A 15516-nucleotide genomic window follows, 5' to 3' on the forward strand; every position below is an offset into this window, starting at 1 on the left:
AATGGCGACCCCTATAAAGGTAAATCGACCGGGATTTAGCTGAGACGCAGAACGCGATGGGGAAACGCGACGTTTTGGCATTATTCTCATCATTGGTTCGTTGATTTCTTAACTGGCTCGGTCAGATCTTGAGATACGCTGTCCTTACCCGAAACATAGGGTCTATAATCAGGAACCACCCGGCGCACCACCATCATCGCAGCGTGGACGTCGCCCGCATCCAGAGCACGCGCCATTTCCTCAAGACAAGAAGATATTTCGGCCCAACTGAGACGATTCTCTTTCGCGCGCATGATACGGCTATGGTCTGTCGGCTCGGGATTATCACCGATCAACAGCTCTTCATACATCTTCTCGCCAGGGCGCAAGCCGATTTCCTCAATCGCGATATCGCCGTCGGGATTTTCATCGTCGCAAACTGTGCAGCCGGACAGCTGGATCATCGCGCGTGCGAGATCTACAATGCGGACGGGCGGGCCCATATCGAGCACAAATACCTCGCCGCCCTTCGCCATCGCTCCGGCCTGCATCACGAGCTGGGCCGCTTCGGGAATTGTCATGAAATAGCGAGTGACCTCACGGTGCGTCAGCGTTACCGGCCCGCCTCTATTGATCTGCGCTTGAAATCGCGGGACCACCGACCCGCTCGAACTCAGGACATTGCCGAAACGCACCGACGAAAAGATCGTCTTTGAGTCGCTTTGGGCTGCCCGGGCTTGGACAACCAACTCACAAAAGCGCTTCGACGCACCCATGATATTGGTCGACCGCACCGCCTTGTCGGTACTCACGAGAATGAAGCGCGACGCGCCGACGCGCTCCGCCTCCATGCAGCAGTTGTAGGTACCTATTATATTGTTCCGAAGGCCCGAGATTGGGTTGGTCTCAACCAACGGCACATGTTTGTAGGCAGCCGCATGAAACACTGTCTGCGGACGGTGGCGTTCCATCATTCGACGCACGGCCGCGACATCGGATACATCTACTAGTTCGGGCACCAACGTGACATTTTCGAAGATCGCCGCTCTCTCTTCCAGCTCGGACAGAATGCTATAGAGTGCAAATTCCGATTGCTCGACGAGGACCAGCGAACTCGGGCCGCGCGCGATCACCTGGCGGCAAAGCTCGGAACCGATCGATCCCCCGGCGCCCGATACAAGCACAATCTTCCCCGATATGGCGCCTCCGAGAAGGGCTTCATCGGGCGGCACCGGATCGCGGCCAAGCAGATCCTCGACGCGGATGTCCTTCAGATCCCTGATCGAGACTTCGCCGTCGATGATGTTGCCGATGCTCGGCAACGACCGCACCCGAATCGGGTAGTTTTTCAGTCGCTCGACGATTTCGCGACGACGCGTGCGCGACGCGCTAGGCAAGGCGAGCAGAATCTCGTCGATGCCAAGTTCACCGATGTATCGGCCGACGTCGGCACTGGAACGGATAATGATACCATCAATCCGGTCACCTGCGAGGCTGTGGTTGTCGTCGAAATAGCTGGTCAGGACAAGATGTCCCTCATGGCGAAGGGCAAGTCCAAGTTGCTGGCCCGCACGGCCCGCACCGTAGATGGCGACGCGCTGCTGGCGGCCACGATGCACGAGATGCAGCACGTCGACCAGCGCATAGCGAATGGCGACGCGGCTTATCGCGAGCAACATCAACAGAATCATCGGCTGCAGGACGCCGATCGTGCGCGGAACGCCTGCGATCCCGACAAGCGAGAATATCGTCACCGTTGCGAGCGAGAGAAACAGGCAGGCCATGCCGATGTCAGCAATCGTCCTGCCGCCTGCGAGCCGGATAATCGACCGATAGATGCCGGCTAGGTTCGCAATTACGAACCACGCGGGCAGAACGACGGCAATGACGATCAGTACCGGCTCACCGAATAAATTCCATTCGCCGACGCGAATGGAAAAGGCGAGCCAAACCGATACGACGCACAACATCGCATCCATCACAAAGGCTATGAAACGCCGTAACGGACGTGGCAAATCGGCCATCCAGCGCAAGAGTGTGACGATATGCACAATCAGAGCGGGCGAATCCTTGGACTGAAATTCCATCACATCAGAAACTGCTAAACTCGAACCAAGATGCGTTGGGCCAACCGCATTCGTCAAAACCGCGCTTCAGTGCAAAGCATTTCCCTGCATAGATCACCGCAGGCACAGCGCCATAAAGACACCGCCAAAGTCAGGCAATCAGATTCCCTCAACATTGCGCATTTTGCGGGCTCGAACGACAAACTATCCCGGTCCGACCTATCCCTGGGTCTTGAGATACTGGCGTTCGGCCCCTTCCAGCATGACCGCAGTCAACACACCCGATTTGTAGGCCCCGGTATCGATCCCAATTCGATTGGGCCATTCGTCGACGTCGTCTTGGATCGTATGGCCATGCACAACCATCACACCGTGGTCGCGTTTGTCCTCAAGGAAATCTTCGCGTATCCAGCGCAAATCAGCGAGGGTTTGATTTTTGAGCGCGATGCCTGGGCGAATACCGGCATGAACGAAGACATAATCGCCGATTTCGATAACATCTTCGCCAGCGCCCAGAAATTCGACATGCGCCGGTGGCACCATCGCTGGCAGTTGCTCCGAGACCTCTTCGAATGTCGCCTCTGCCAGATCAATTGCGCCGTTCCAATAGCTCCGCACGGTCGCCTCGCCACCGATCCGCATAAAATACCGCAGCCGTCGGACATCACCGGTCAGCGCTGCGAGAAAGCATTCTTCATGATTGCCAATCAGTAACCGCGTGTCCTCGAACTCGTCTCGCAGGCGAATAGCACGTTCAACAACCTCGGCCGACTGAGGGCCGCGATCGATGAGGTCGCCGAGCAAAATCAACGTGACGTCCGCCGGATCGCGCGCGGCATTGTCAGTGCGGATCAAGTCGATAATCTGCGCGAATAAATCATCGCGTCCGTGAATATCACCAATCGCATAGACGCGACGTCCAGAGGGAATGGCGAACGCGGTCGGCGTGGAGGAGGGTGATTTGCTCTTGCGCTTCCAGAACATCCGTTAAGTCCGACTTAAAAACAATATGACCCCACGGGTCGCGCCGTACGGCGGCAGGCACGTAGCCTGCCCTGCTAGCGGTGGCAACATATGGCCGTTATCGCACAATTATCGCTACTGCTCCATTCGGCGGTACTTTCTCCAAAGGTCGTCGCAGTCTAAGACGTTGCAGCTTGATCGCCTTGTGCCGCTTTTGCCACCGCTACGGCCAACACGGAGCTTCGCGCAGCCGGAGGATTAGATGAAAAAGGTGCTAACGATCTTTGGGACGCGTCCGGAAGCAATTAAGATGTTTCCTGTGGTCGAAGCCCTGCGCCGCCAAGCGGAGGTCGACGTGCGTGTTTGTGTCACCGCGCAGCACCGCGAGATGCTCGACCAGGTGCTTGAAATTGCAAGAATTTTTCCGGACGTCGATCTGGATGTCATGACGCCCAACCAGTCGCTTGACGCACTGCTTGCGCGGCTCGTCGTCGGGCTTGGCGAAACATTTGACGCCGAAAGGCCCGACCGCATCCTCGTTCATGGCGACACTCTAACGACGATGGCGGCAACGCTCGCCGCCTATTTCCGTAAAATCTCTGTCGGGCATGTCGAAGCAGGCCTGCGCAGCGGCGACATCTATCACCCGTGGCCCGAAGAAGTGAACCGGAAGGTCGCCGGCGCTATTGCCGACATGCATTTCGCGCCAACCGAGCTCGCGGCGGCGGCGCTACGCGCAGAAAATGTCCCCGCAGAGCGCATTCACGTCACTGGAAACACCGTCATCGACGCGCTGCTGGCGACCAAGACGCGGATTGACGAGTATCCTTCGTTGGCCATAGGCCTCGATCCGCTTATCGCGCGCTTTGCCGGTAAGCGGATCGTTGCCGTCACCTCGCACCGGCGGGAGAATTTCGGCGACGGTATGAAAGCCATTGCCGACGCGATCGCCGCGATCGCTGCGCGCGACGACGTCGGGGTCGTGTTCCCCGTCCATCCGAACCCGCATGTGCGCAGCGCGATGGAACCGATCCTGGGTGGACTGCCGAACGTCGCGCTGATCGATCCGCTCGACTATCCGCATTTCGTTCGTCTGCTGGCGACCTCCGACCTCGTGCTGACCGACAGCGGCGGGGTGCAGGAGGAAGCGCCAGCGTTCGGCAAACCTGTCCTCGTTATGCGCGAGACGACCGAGCGGCCGGAAGGCATCGAAGCGGGTACAGCCAAGCTGGTCGGAACCGACAAAGCGCGTATTGTTTCCGAAATTTTCAGGCTTCTCGACGATAAGGACGCCTACTCGGCCATGGCCCGCGCCCATAATCCCTTCGGTGACGGCACGGCGGCCAAACAGATTGCGGAGATTGTTGCGCGTGCCCATCGATAACGAACAGACGGTCGCGGTCCTGGGTTTGGGTTATATCGGCCTGCCGACCGCCGCGCTGATCGCGCGCTCGGGCTGCAAGGTGACGGGCGTCGATGTCAGCCAGCATGTCGTCGATACGGTGAACAACGGCAAGGTGCATATCGAGGAAGTCGATCTCGACGGCTTGGTTCAGGGGGTGGTTTCCCGCGGCGCGCTGGTTGCGTCGACCGAAGTCTCGCCAGCCGACACCTTTGTCATTGCGGTCCCGACCCCGCACGATGACGAATATCGCCCCGACATCAGCCATGTCCTGTTGGCCGCGCGTGCGATCGCGCCAAAGCTGGAGGCCGGAAACCTGGTCATCCTCGAATCGACTTCCCCCGTCGGCACCACCGAAAAAGTCGCGGCGCTCCTTGCCGAGTTGCGCCCCGACCTCAAGGTCCCCGGCGCCTGCGCCGGCGCTGCCGACATCTTCGTCGCTTATTGCCCCGAGCGCGTGCTGCCGGGCCGTATCTTGGTCGAGCTGGTCGATAACGACCGTTGTATCGGCGGCATTACCCCGCGCTGCGCCCGCCGCGCGATGACCTTTTACCGCCAGTTCGTGCGCGGCGCGTGCGTCACTACCTCGGCGCGCGCCGCCGAAATGGTGAAGCTGGTCGAGAACAGCTACCGCGACGTCAACATCGCCTTTGCCAATGAGCTGTCGATGATGGCCGAGCAGATGAGGGTCGATGTCTGGGAGGTCATCCGCCTCGCCAACCGTCACCCGCGGGTCAACATCCTGCAACCCGGCCCCGGCGTCGGTGGCCATTGCATCGCGGTCGATCCTTGGTTCCTTGTCCATGGCGCGCCCGAGCACAGCCGCCTGATCCGCACCGCGCGCGAGGTCAATCTCGCGAAGACCGCGCATGTCATCGGCGCAGCCGACATGCTGGTGTCACAGTATCCCCAGGCCCGCGTTGCCTGCCTCGGCCTCGCGTTCAAACCCAATATCGATGATTTCCGTGAAAGCCCCGCAGTCGAAGTCGCAGCGGCGCTGGCACGCCGCTTCGGCCAGCAGATCCAGATCGTTGAGCCCTATGCCCGTGGCCTGCCGATGGAGTTCGCCGGAACCGGCGCCGAGCTGATCGACCTCGACAGCGCACTGGCCGCCTGTGACATTGTGATCGTGCTCGTTGACCATGAACTGTTCAAATCAATTCCGCTCGAAGAACGCAGCGACAAGATCGTTTATGACACCCGTGGGTTGTGGCTCGACCAGCCGCCACCCGGAAACCGCAATCTCCTTCGTCAAGCGGTCTGACTCATCGATCTTGACGCCTTATGGCGCGCTCCGCATGGTGCTGCGATGTTAACCCGGCTCGAAACCATCATCGTTGAAAAGCCGTGGGGAAGAAGTGACATTCCTCGCGATTTTGGCGATTTCGGTGATCGCCGCATCGGGGAGATCTGGTTCGCCCATCCCGCGGGTGACGCCGCACCGATCATGGTCAAATTCCTTTTTACATCTGAACGACTGTCGATTCAGGTGCATCCCGACGACGACGCAGCGCGGGCAGCCGATTTTCCGCGCGGCAAGGAAGAATGCTGGTTGATCCTTGACGCCCAGCCCGGCGCCGAACTGGGTGTCGGACTCAATGCAATGACGACGAGAGACAAGCTGCGCGATGCGGCACTCGACGGCTCCATAGTCGATATGATCGACTGGCGGCGTTCCAAAACGGGCGATTTCGTTTACAATCGCGCAGGTACGATACATGCGATCGGTCCGGGGCTGACCGTCGTTGAAGTTCAGCAAAATGTCGACTGCACTTATCGGCTTTACGACTATGGACGCCCGCGCGAATTGCACCTCGACGAGGGGCTGGATGTCGCGATCACCGGTCCGGTGCATGATCCACGTGACACCTTCGTCGATGCAAGCACGAACCGCCTGCTCATCAGCGGTCCGCATTTCCATCTGGTGCACCTGGCCTCACCGATCGACCCGGCGCTACTCCAAAGAGCGACCGGTGAGCTGACATTTGTCCCGCTTTCACGGGGTTGCCGTGTCGCAGGCGAAATCGTAGCGCTCGGCGAAGCAGTGCTGCTCACCGATCCCTCGTCGATCGAAATGGATCAGGGCGCCCGTGCGCTTCTGACCTGGCCCGCCTGACCACGGCACGACCCTCCCCTTGCGGCTCCGCCCGCGATCTCCCATATCGCGCCCCATGACCAATAATCACGCGCAAAGTGCCGCGCCCTGGCACGGAACCACCATCCTCTCCGCCCGCACCGAAGGTAAGGTCGTCGTCATCGGCGACGGACAGGTATCGATGGGCCAGACGGTGATGAAGCCCAACGCGCGCAAGGTGCGCCGCCTCCACGACGGCAGCGTCATCGGCGGCTTTGCCGGCGCCACTGCCGACGCCTTCACCCTGTTCGAACGGCTTGAAGCCAAGCTTGAGCGCCATAACGGCCAGCTGCTGCGCGCTGCGGTCGAGCTCGCGAAGGATTGGCGCACCGACAAATATCTGCGCAACCTCGAGGCGATGATGATCGTCGCGGACAAGGAGGTGACTTTGGTTATCACCGGCAACGGCGACGTGCTCGAACCCAAGGGCGGCATCGCCGCGATCGGATCGGGCGGCAATTACGCCCTTGCTGCCGCCACCGCGCTCGCCGAATATGAAAAGGACGCTGAGATACTGGTCCGTAAAGCGATGCAGGTCGCCGCCGACATCTGCGTCTATACCAACGACCAGTTCACCCAAGAAACCCTCGAAACTCAGGCGTAAAGCAGATGAACAAAGACCTGACTCCCAAGGCGATTGTCGCTGCGCTCGACACACATATCATCGGCCAGGATGCCGCCAAGCGCGCGGTCGCGGTGGCGCTGCGCAATCGCTGGCGCCGCCAGCAACTGTCTGCCGATCTGCGCGACGAAGTGACACCGAAGAATATCCTGATGATCGGCCCTACCGGCTGCGGCAAGACCGAGATTTCGCGCCGTCTGGCCAAGCTTGCCGACGCACCGTTCATCAAGGTTGAAGCGACCAAGTTCACCGAGGTCGGCTATGTCGGCCGCGACGTCGAACAGATCGCCCGCGACCTGGTCGAGGAAGCGGTGCGGCTGGAAAAAGACCGCCGCCGCGAAGCGGTGCGCGCCGCCGCCGAAGAGGCCGCGATGGAACGTCTGCTCGATGCGCTCACCGGCAAGGGCGCGAGCGAGGCGACGCGTCAGAGCTTCCGCCAACGGATCCGCGAAGGCCATCTCGACGACAGCGAGGTCGAGATCGAGGTCGCCGACGCACCGACCATGCCGTTCGAACTCCCCGGCCAACCGGGCCAGTTGGGCATGATCAACCTGTCCGACATGCTCGGCAAGGCGATGGGCGGGGCGCCAAAAAAGCGCCGGAAGCTCAAAGTCATCGAGGCCGCAACGCGGCTGATTGAGGAGGAACAGGACAAGCGGCTCGATCAGGACGATGTTGCCCGCATCGCGCTCGCCGATGCCGAAGCCAATGGCATCGTTTTTCTCGACGAGATCGACAAGATCGCGGTCAGCGACGTGCGCGGTGGATCGGTCAGCCGCGAAGGCGTCCAGCGCGACCTGCTGCCGCTGATCGAAGGCACGACCGTCGCGACAAAATATGGCCCGATGAAAACCGACCATATCCTGTTCATCGCCTCAGGCGCCTTTCATGTCGCCAAGCCGAGCGACCTCCTCCCCGAATTGCAGGGCCGCCTGCCGATCCGCGTCGAGTTGAGCGCGCTCACCGAAAGCGACTTCGTGCGTATCCTGAGCGAAACCAAGGCTGGTCTGCCCGAACAATATGCGGCGCTGCTCGGCACCGAGGGGGTCACGCTGTCGTTCACCGACGATGCGATCGCGCGCGTCGCCAAGCTCGCGGCCGAGGTCAATGAGCGGGTCGAAAATATCGGCGCCCGGCGATTGCAGACGATTATGGAGCGGCTGGTCGAAGAGGTAAGTTTTGGTGCCGAGGACATGACCGGCACCACGCTGGCGGTCGATGCCGCCTATGTCGATCGGCAGCTGGCCGAGGTGGTCGGCGATACGGACCTCAGCAAATATGTGCTGTAGCCCGCGGCGGTTCGGGCGAGCGTATTAAGGCATCTTTTCAGCCGGTCGTTTGCCGAACTTCATTTGACTTTTTCAGCGCGTCAATGCGATGAGCGGTGCGACACGGTCGACACGGGTTGCAACCGACCGGCGCGGAGACAGTAATGACAGACGAGGATGTCGCCCCGGAGCAGGGCGAGCTGGCGATCACGCGCACCGGCGATCGGCTTCGGCTGGCGCGGGAGGCCGCGGGGTTGTCACTCGCCGATGTTGCGACCCGCACCCGGATCACCCAGCGTCACCTTTCTGCGATTGAAAAATCGGATTTCTCGGAACTTCCGGGCCGCACCTATGTTACCGGTTTCGCGCGCGCATACGCCCGCGCGGTCGATCTTCCCGAAGCCGAAGTGGGCGCTGCGGTGCGCCGCGAACTCGAAGAAGACGCTTATGGTGCGCGGCCGCTGTACGAAGCCTATGAACCGACCGATCCGGCGCGTCTGCCCACTGCCAGGATGACGTGGACGCTGGTGATTATCGCCGTTCTGCTCGCCTCGGCCTATGGCGTATGGCGCTTTTTGTCGGTTGAACCGGGCGAAGCGTTGATCGCGGCACAGAATCGCGCCGCTGACGCGTCGGAAGCGCCGCAAAGCGATGCGGCAGTGCCACCGACGACGAAGGTCGGTACGCCCCAGTCGGCGACCGCGGCCAATGCGCCGGTGATCCTCACTGGTATTTCCGAAGTCTGGATCGGGTTCGATGATGCGGCGGGCAAGACCGAAAACTGGCGGACGCTGGACCCGGGCGAAACCTATCAAGTGCCGCCGGAATATATCGAGCAGTTCACTCTGCGCACCAGCATTCCGCAGGCGCTGAAAGTCACCGTTGGCGGCCGCGACGTCGGGTCGATTGGCCCTGCCGATACGCTGGTCAAGGGCGTTTCGCTCAAGCCTGCCGATCTGATCGCGCGCGCCGAAGGAAACGGCGCCTCGAGCGCCGCGGCGCCAGCGACACGCGCGCTCCCCAAGGGCTGAGACGGCCATCTTTTGGGGCGGCACGAACGGCAGCGCGCCGAATTGGGTTTGCGCTGCTGCACTGTGCCGCGTTATGAACGACACAATGGTTAATTGGTGGGGGCCTAACGGCAGATGAGAATGCGTCAGATCACTTTCCTCGGGGCTACGACATTTGCGCTCGCGGCCACCATGCCCGCGCCGGCGCAAGAAGGTGCTATCGACAAGCGGGTCGAACGGCTCGAAAAGGAAATGCGGGCGGTCCAGCGCTCGGTCTTCCCCGGCGGCAGCCCGACCTTCTTTGAAGGTGAAATCGCGCCCGACAATACGCCCGGGGAACGCGCGCGCAGCAATGCACCGGTGATCGACCTGACCGCGCGCGTCGATGCGCTGGAAAGCCAGCTCCAGGCGCTGACTGGTCAGACCGAGCAGAACGCTTTTCAGCTCCGCGAACTTGAAAAACAGTTCGCCGCTTATAAGACCGAAATGGACAAGCGTTTTGCCGATCCCGCGGCCGCTGCGACCCCCGCCAGCCTGCCCCCTACCCCAACGGTAAAGCCGCCAACAGCGGCATCGACGGTTGCCGCCACCCCGGCGAAGAAACCGGCGGTGACCACTGCCAAACCAGCCGCGACAACGCCCAACGCGGCGCGCCTAGCGCTAGTCAAAAAGGTCGAGATTCCGGCAACCGGCAATGAAACTAAGGACGCTTACGACTATGGCTATCGGCTGTGGGAAGCGAAGCTCTACCCCGAGGCGCAGGCGCAGTTGAAACAGGTCGTTACCAAATGGCCGAACAGCAGTCAGGCCAGCTTTGCCCAGAACCTTCTCGGCCGCGCCTATCTGGACGAGGGCAAACCGAGCCTCGCAGCGGTCGCTTTCTACAACAATTACAAGGACCGACCCAGCGGCGCCCGTGCGCCGCATAGCCTGATGTATATGGGGGTCGCGCTCGACAAGCTGGGTCGCAAGGCCGATGCCTGCAAGGCATTCCGTGAACTCGAAGAAGTCTATGGTGACAAGGCTCCGCAGGATGTCCGAACCGATGCAGCCGCCGCAAAAACAAAAGCAGGTTGCTGACCGCGACTGTGCCGACCGGCTGGCGGGCGATCTTCGCGCGCTCGCAGGATCCGAATGGCACCGTCTGCACTATGGCGTCGCGGTGTCGGGCGGTCCCGACAGCATGGCGCTGCTCTGGCTGATGGCGACGTTGTTGCCCGGGCAAGTCTGGGCAGCGACCGTCGATCATGGCCTGCGCAAAGGGTCGGACGATGAAGCGCGAATGGTCGCCAGCTTCTGCAACCGCGAACATATCCCGCATTCGACCTTGCGCCCCGCGGCGCCGATCAAGGGATCGTTGCAGGCCGCGGCGCGCGCCGAGCGTTATCATCTGCTCGACCAGTGGCGCGGTGCCAATGCGCTCGACCACATCCTCACCGCACATCATGCCGACGATCAGCTGGAAACGATCGTCATGCGGCTCAACCGCAGCAGCGGGGTGGGCGGCCTCGCCGCCATTCGCTCGCGTAGCGGCATCGTCATGCGCCCGCTGCTGCACTGGCGCCGTGCCGAACTGGTCGAACTGGCGCTGGAGCATGATCTGCCGTTTGTCGACGATCCGTCGAACAGCGACAATCGCTTCGATCGCGCGCGACTGCGTCAGGCGCTAAAATCGCAGACGGTGCTCGATCCCGCCGCCGCCGCGCGGTCGGCGGGCTGGCTCGCCGAAGCCGACGAGGCGCTCGACTGGTCGGTCGAGCGGCTGATTGCGTCCTGGCCAGACGCGTCTGACATCGCGGTGATCCGCAACGAATCCTATCCGCCCGAGTTGTTCCGCCGTATCGTCGCGCTGCGACTTCGCGCCAATGCCGCACAATTGGCAATCCGCGGCGCCTCGCTCGACGGCGTGATCGCCGCAATGCACAAGGGCAAGCGTGCGATGGTCGGCGCCCTGCTGATCGACCCGGTTCGCGGCTTTGAAGGGACGATTTGGCGTATTTCTGCTGCGCCGCGCCGGAAACTACCCAAAAAGGCCTGATTGCATCATTGTCATTTAACCTGATTATCCTATCTTGTGGGCGTAGGAGCGCGTTGCCGCGCCGATGAGGAAAGTATGCGCATGCAGGACGACAAGGAACCGCAGGGCAATCCCTGGATGAAGAGTGTGATGATCTGGAGCGGCATTTTGCTCGCCATGCTCCTCGTCGCCTCGATGTTCGGCGGTGCCGCGCAGCCCGCAGGCAGCGCGCTGGCCTATTCCGAGTTTCGTCAAAAGGTTGAGGAAGGCGCCGTCAAGGACGTCGTCCTGTCCGAAGACAAGGTCACCGGCACGCTGTCGAACGGCGACCGTTTCACCGCGAACGTCATCCGCGACCCTGACCTGCTCAAAATGCTCAACGACAATAATGTCAAATATGACGGCAAGGCGACCGAAGCACCGAACTTCTGGATGTATATGCTTATCCAGTCGCTGCCATTCATCCTGATCCTCGGCATCGCCTTTTTCGTGTTCCGCCAGGTTCAGAAGAACAATGGTTCGGGCGCGATGGGTTTTGGCAAATCGCGCGCCAAGATGCTGACCGAAAAGCAGGGTAAGGTGACCTTCGACGACGTTGCGGGCATCGACGAAGCACGCGAAGAGCTCGAAGAAATCGTGGAATTTCTGCGCGATCCGACCAAATTTTCGCGTCTCGGCGGCCAGATTCCCAAGGGCGCGCTCCTCGTCGGCTCGCCCGGTACCGGTAAAACGCTGCTCGCCCGCGCCATCGCGGGTGAAGCGGGCGTCCCCTTCTTCACCATTTCGGGTTCGGACTTTGTCGAAATGTTCGTTGGTGTCGGCGCCAGCCGTGTCCGCGATATGTTCGAACAGGCCAAGCGCAACGCACCGTGCATCGTCTTCATCGACGAAATCGATGCCGTCGGTCGCCATCGCGGCGCCGGGCTGGGCAACGGCAATGACGAGCGGGAACAGACGCTGAACCAGCTGCTCGTCGAAATGGACGGCTTCGAAGCCAACGAAGGCATCATCATCGTCGCGGCGACGAACCGCCCCGACGTGCTCGACCCCGCCCTCCTCCGCCCGGGCCGCTTCGACCGTCAGGTCGTGGTGCCGCGCCCCGACATCGAGGGCCGCCAGAAGATCCTCGAGGTCCACACGCGCAAAAAGCCGCTCGCCCCGGACGTCGACCTGCGTCGCGTCGCGCGCGGCACCCCGGGTTTCTCTGGCGCCGATCTCGCCAATCTTTGCAACGAAGCGGCGCTGCTCGCGGCGCGCAAGGGCAAGCGCCTGATCGCCAACGACGAGTTTGAAGAGGCCAAGGACAAGGTCATGATGGGCGCGGAGCGCCGGTCGATGGTGATGACCGAGGACGAGAAGAAATCGACCGCCTATCATGAAGCCGGTCACGCGCTCGTCTCGCTCCACGTCGATGGCTGCGATCCGCTGCACAAGGTCACGATCATTCCGCGCGGCCGCGCGCTCGGCGTCACGTGGAACCTGCCCGAACGCGACCGTTATTCGATGAGCATGAAGCAGATGAAGGCGCGCCTCGCGCTCTGCTTCGGCGGCCGCATCGCCGAACAGCTGATCTATGGCAAGGACGAGCTCAACACCGGCGCATCGAACGACATCCAGCAGGCAACCGAAATGGCCCGCTCGATGGTCATGGAATATGGCATGTCGGACAAGCTCGGCTGGTTGCGCTATCGCGACAATCAGGACGAAGTGTTCCTGGGTCACAGCGTGTCGCGCGCGCAGAATATGTCCGAAGACACGGCGCGCCTGATCGACGCCGAGGTCCGCCGCCTGGTCGAAGAAGGCGAAAATGTCGCGCGCAAGGTGCTCACCGATCATCTCGACGAGCTCCACCTGCTCGCCGGCGCGCTGCTCGAATATGAGACGCTGTCGGGCGAAGAGGCCAAGCGCGCGATCAAGGGCGAAGACATCGGCCGCGAGGACGATGCCGACAAGCGCGGTACGCCAGTGTCGGGCCACGCTGGTTCGTTGCCGCAGATCAAGCGCAAGCCGCGCGGTCCATTCGGCGATCCGAAACCCCAAGGCGCCTAGCGCGTTCGATTCAGGGGCTATTCATTGGCGGACGGCAAGTTGCGGCGCATGACCTTCGGGAAACGAGCCCGCATTTTGCCTATCCTTTTCGCGGCGCCGTTCCTTTGCGGGATGGCGCCGGGTGACATGAGCGTCGCCGCCTTTCTGATGCGCGCCGATTCGCTCGCCCGTCTCGGCCCCCTCGCGCTCGCGACCCCGCAAGGCAATCAGCTGAAAGGCGAGGTCATCGCCGCGGGCAAACGCTACAAGGCGCGTATCGACGCTGATCGCCGCGCCGGGCGCAAAACGACAAGCTGCCCGCCTGAATCCGGAACCCTGACCCCCGATCAGTGGCTGGCCCATCTCCGCTCCTATCCCGCGCCGATCCGCAAACGGGTCAGCATCAACACGGCGTTCGATGCCCTGATGAAGAAACGCTACCCCTGCCCCGCCTGATCCGCCATGGAGCGATCGACAAAGGAGACGGTGATGATCCGTAAATCGTGGACCATAATGGCGCTGGCTGCCGCCCTGGCGATGGGCACGCAACCCGCAGCGGCACAAGGCACCGGCGTGCTGACGAGCAAGGCCGAACTGGAGAAATCGGATCCAGCCGTTGATGGCCGCGAGGGCGCCAAGACCTACACCACGCCCAATGTCGTCGTACCAGGCGACCGAATCCGTCTGACGCTCACTTTCACGAATAACGGCGCCGCCCCATCGGCCAAAATGATCCTGATGAATCCCATTCCGACGGCTTTAGTTTTTGACGGCACGAGTGACACGACGGGATTTGCCGTTTCCGTCGATGGCGGCAAGACGTTCGGCGCGCTGGGAGATCTGAAAGCGGGCGTTGAAGATGCCGCGCCGCGTCCCGCCGTTGCTTCGGATGTCACGCATGTCCGCTGGGCATGGCCCGATGCCATAGCGCCCGGCGAAAGCCGATCAGTCGCCTTTTTCGGCCGCGTCCAGTGAGCCAACGGCGGCGCCAAAGCCAGTGACGATTTACTGTGATGAATCGGGCGGTCTGAACGCGGGTGCGATGACCTTTGCCGCGGTCATGCTGACGCCGCAGATCGCCGCCGACATTCATGCGCGGTTTCGCAGCGTCACGGGCCTGCGCGGCGAGCTTAAGGGCAGCCGGATCAGCGTCGTTGAACGCGCCTATCTGCTGGAACTGTTCGACCGCGCCGGTGGCCGTGCCTGGGTTGCGGTGGCCAAGCGCGACACGATCGGCGGAAAGCCGGACAACGCCGTCCCCAGCGACCTGTCGGTCTATGCCGCGCTTCTCAACCTCGCGGTCGGGCGCTGGCTGCCCGAAACCGGCGGCGTCTGCACCGATGTCGTAATCGACGACGGTCGCTACGACCCAACGATTCTCGGCAAAGTCCGCGAAGAGATTCAGGCGGGGCTCGGCGCGTGGGGCCGCGCCTCGCTTGCTGACAGCCACCGCAGCGACGGCGTGCAGATCGCCGACGTCATCGCCAACAGCCTGTTCAATATCGCCGTCGGGTCACCCCGAGCGCACCGCATCCATAAGATAATCGAACCCATGCTGGCATCGAAAGCGATCCGCGTGGTCGAATTGACGCGCGTCGGCTGACACAAAAAGGGCCGCAGTTTCCCGCGGCCCCTTCGTTCACATGTCGCAGCGCTTATTCGAAGTCGCTGCCACCGCCCGCGGGGCTGCGCGGCGGCGCGGCGGCGGTCAGGCGGAGGGCTTCGGCCGAGCGGCTGATCGAGCTGATTTCATCAGGCGTATCGTCATCGTCGATAACGACCTTCTGCAGCGTTGTGATCAGCGTTTCTTTCAGATCCTTCGGACGCACGGTCTGTTCGGCGATTTCGCGCAGCGCCACGACGGGGTTCTTGTCGCGGTCGCGGTCGATGGTCAGCTCCGAACCACCCGAAATCTCGCGCGCGCGGTGCGCAGAGAGCAGGACCAGGTCGAAACGGTTGGGAATCTTGTCGACGCAATCCTCGACGGTAACGCGGGCCATGTTGTTTCCTTAGAATATCGGAGAGAC

At 61.8% G+C, this 15516-nt stretch carries 15 protein-coding genes; 12 read left to right on the forward strand and 3 right to left on the reverse strand.

Annotation, left to right across the window (positions count from 1 at the left end; all coding sequences use genetic code 11):
- Nucleotides 1-89 precede the first annotated feature (89 nt).
- Together B4F07_RS15000 and B4F07_RS15005 are read right to left on the reverse strand one after the other, a co-directional pair.
- Nucleotides 90-2066 carry a polysaccharide biosynthesis protein gene (locus tag B4F07_RS15000; protein WP_293700647.1) on the reverse strand — a complete coding sequence of 659 codons (1977 nt, stop codon included), beginning with the start codon at nt 2064-2066 and terminating at the stop codon, nt 90-92.
- 198 nt (nt 2067-2264) lie between these two features.
- Nucleotides 2265-3029: a metallophosphoesterase family protein gene (locus B4F07_RS15005; RefSeq protein WP_293700649.1), complete on the reverse strand. Its 765-nt coding sequence runs from the start codon at nt 3027-3029 to the stop codon at nt 2265-2267.
- 241 nt (nt 3030-3270) lie between these two features.
- Here B4F07_RS15005 and wecB point away from each other — a divergent pair, with 241 nt between their 5' ends.
- The 12 genes from wecB (at nt 3271) to B4F07_RS15065 (ending at nt 15092) form a co-directional block, all read left to right on the forward strand.
- Nucleotides 3271-4392 (forward strand): non-hydrolyzing UDP-N-acetylglucosamine 2-epimerase, encoded by a 1122-nt coding sequence (gene wecB / locus B4F07_RS15010; protein ID WP_293700651.1) that lies wholly within the window; start codon nt 3271-3273, stop codon nt 4390-4392.
- Nucleotides 4379-5674 carry a UDP-N-acetyl-D-mannosamine dehydrogenase gene (gene wecC / locus B4F07_RS15015; RefSeq protein ID WP_293700653.1) on the forward strand — a complete coding sequence of 432 codons (1296 nt, stop codon included), beginning with the start codon at nt 4379-4381 and terminating at the stop codon, nt 5672-5674. Before wecB ends, wecC begins: the two co-directional genes overlap by 14 nt.
- Before the next feature lie 45 nt (nt 5675-5719).
- Entirely contained in the window at nt 5720-6526 is an 807-nt protein-coding gene (locus B4F07_RS15020) for a class I mannose-6-phosphate isomerase (RefSeq protein ID WP_293700654.1), read from the forward strand.
- 55 nt (nt 6527-6581) lie between these two features.
- Nucleotides 6582-7148: an ATP-dependent protease subunit HslV gene (gene hslV, locus B4F07_RS15025; RefSeq protein ID WP_293700656.1), complete on the forward strand. Its 567-nt coding sequence runs from the start codon at nt 6582-6584 to the stop codon at nt 7146-7148.
- A gap of 5 nt (nt 7149-7153) precedes the next feature.
- Nucleotides 7154-8455, forward strand: a complete 1302-nt coding sequence (hslU, locus tag B4F07_RS15030; protein WP_293700657.1) for an ATP-dependent protease ATPase subunit HslU — start codon at nt 7154-7156, stop codon at nt 8453-8455.
- Nucleotides 8456-8598: 143 nt separating this feature from the next.
- The gene (locus B4F07_RS15035) at nt 8599-9465 is read left to right on the forward strand and encodes a helix-turn-helix domain-containing protein (RefSeq protein ID WP_293700658.1); all 867 of its coding nucleotides are present in this window, start codon (nt 8599-8601) and stop codon (nt 9463-9465) included.
- A 114-nt stretch (nt 9466-9579) separates the two neighbouring features.
- A complete protein-coding gene (locus B4F07_RS15040; RefSeq protein WP_414711700.1) occupies nt 9580-10524 on the forward strand; it encodes a tetratricopeptide repeat protein in 945 nt (314 codons plus the stop codon).
- Nucleotides 10478-11482 carry a tRNA lysidine(34) synthetase TilS gene (gene tilS / locus B4F07_RS15045; protein WP_293700661.1) on the forward strand — a complete coding sequence of 335 codons (1005 nt, stop codon included), beginning with the start codon at nt 10478-10480 and terminating at the stop codon, nt 11480-11482. The genes B4F07_RS15040 and tilS overlap by 47 nt, the downstream gene beginning before the upstream one ends.
- A gap of 81 nt (nt 11483-11563) precedes the next feature.
- Nucleotides 11564-13510: an ATP-dependent zinc metalloprotease FtsH gene (gene ftsH, locus B4F07_RS15050; RefSeq protein ID WP_293700663.1), complete on the forward strand. Its 1947-nt coding sequence runs from the start codon at nt 11564-11566 to the stop codon at nt 13508-13510.
- A 126-nt stretch (nt 13511-13636) separates the two neighbouring features.
- The gene (locus tag B4F07_RS15055) at nt 13637-13945 is read left to right on the forward strand and encodes a hypothetical protein (RefSeq protein WP_293704873.1); all 309 of its coding nucleotides are present in this window, start codon (nt 13637-13639) and stop codon (nt 13943-13945) included.
- 33 nt (nt 13946-13978) lie between these two features.
- Nucleotides 13979-14464 (forward strand): hypothetical protein, encoded by a 486-nt coding sequence (locus B4F07_RS15060; protein ID WP_293700666.1) that lies wholly within the window; start codon nt 13979-13981, stop codon nt 14462-14464.
- Between the two features lie 22 nt (nt 14465-14486).
- Complete coding sequence (locus tag B4F07_RS15065) at nt 14487-15092, forward strand: DUF3800 domain-containing protein (RefSeq protein ID WP_293700668.1); 606 nt, start codon at nt 14487-14489, stop codon at nt 15090-15092.
- A 52-nt stretch (nt 15093-15144) separates the two neighbouring features.
- Here B4F07_RS15065 and rpoZ read toward each other — a convergent pair whose 3' ends face one another.
- On the reverse strand, nt 15145-15489 hold the full coding sequence (gene rpoZ / locus B4F07_RS15070) for a DNA-directed RNA polymerase subunit omega (RefSeq protein WP_088443692.1): 345 nt from the start codon (nt 15487-15489) through the stop codon (nt 15145-15147).
- Nucleotides 15490-15516: the final 27 nt, after the last annotated feature.

This window comes from Sphingopyxis sp. UBA6723 (assembly GCF_002454115.1).
GTDB lineage: Bacteria > Pseudomonadota > Alphaproteobacteria > Sphingomonadales > Sphingomonadaceae > Sphingopyxis.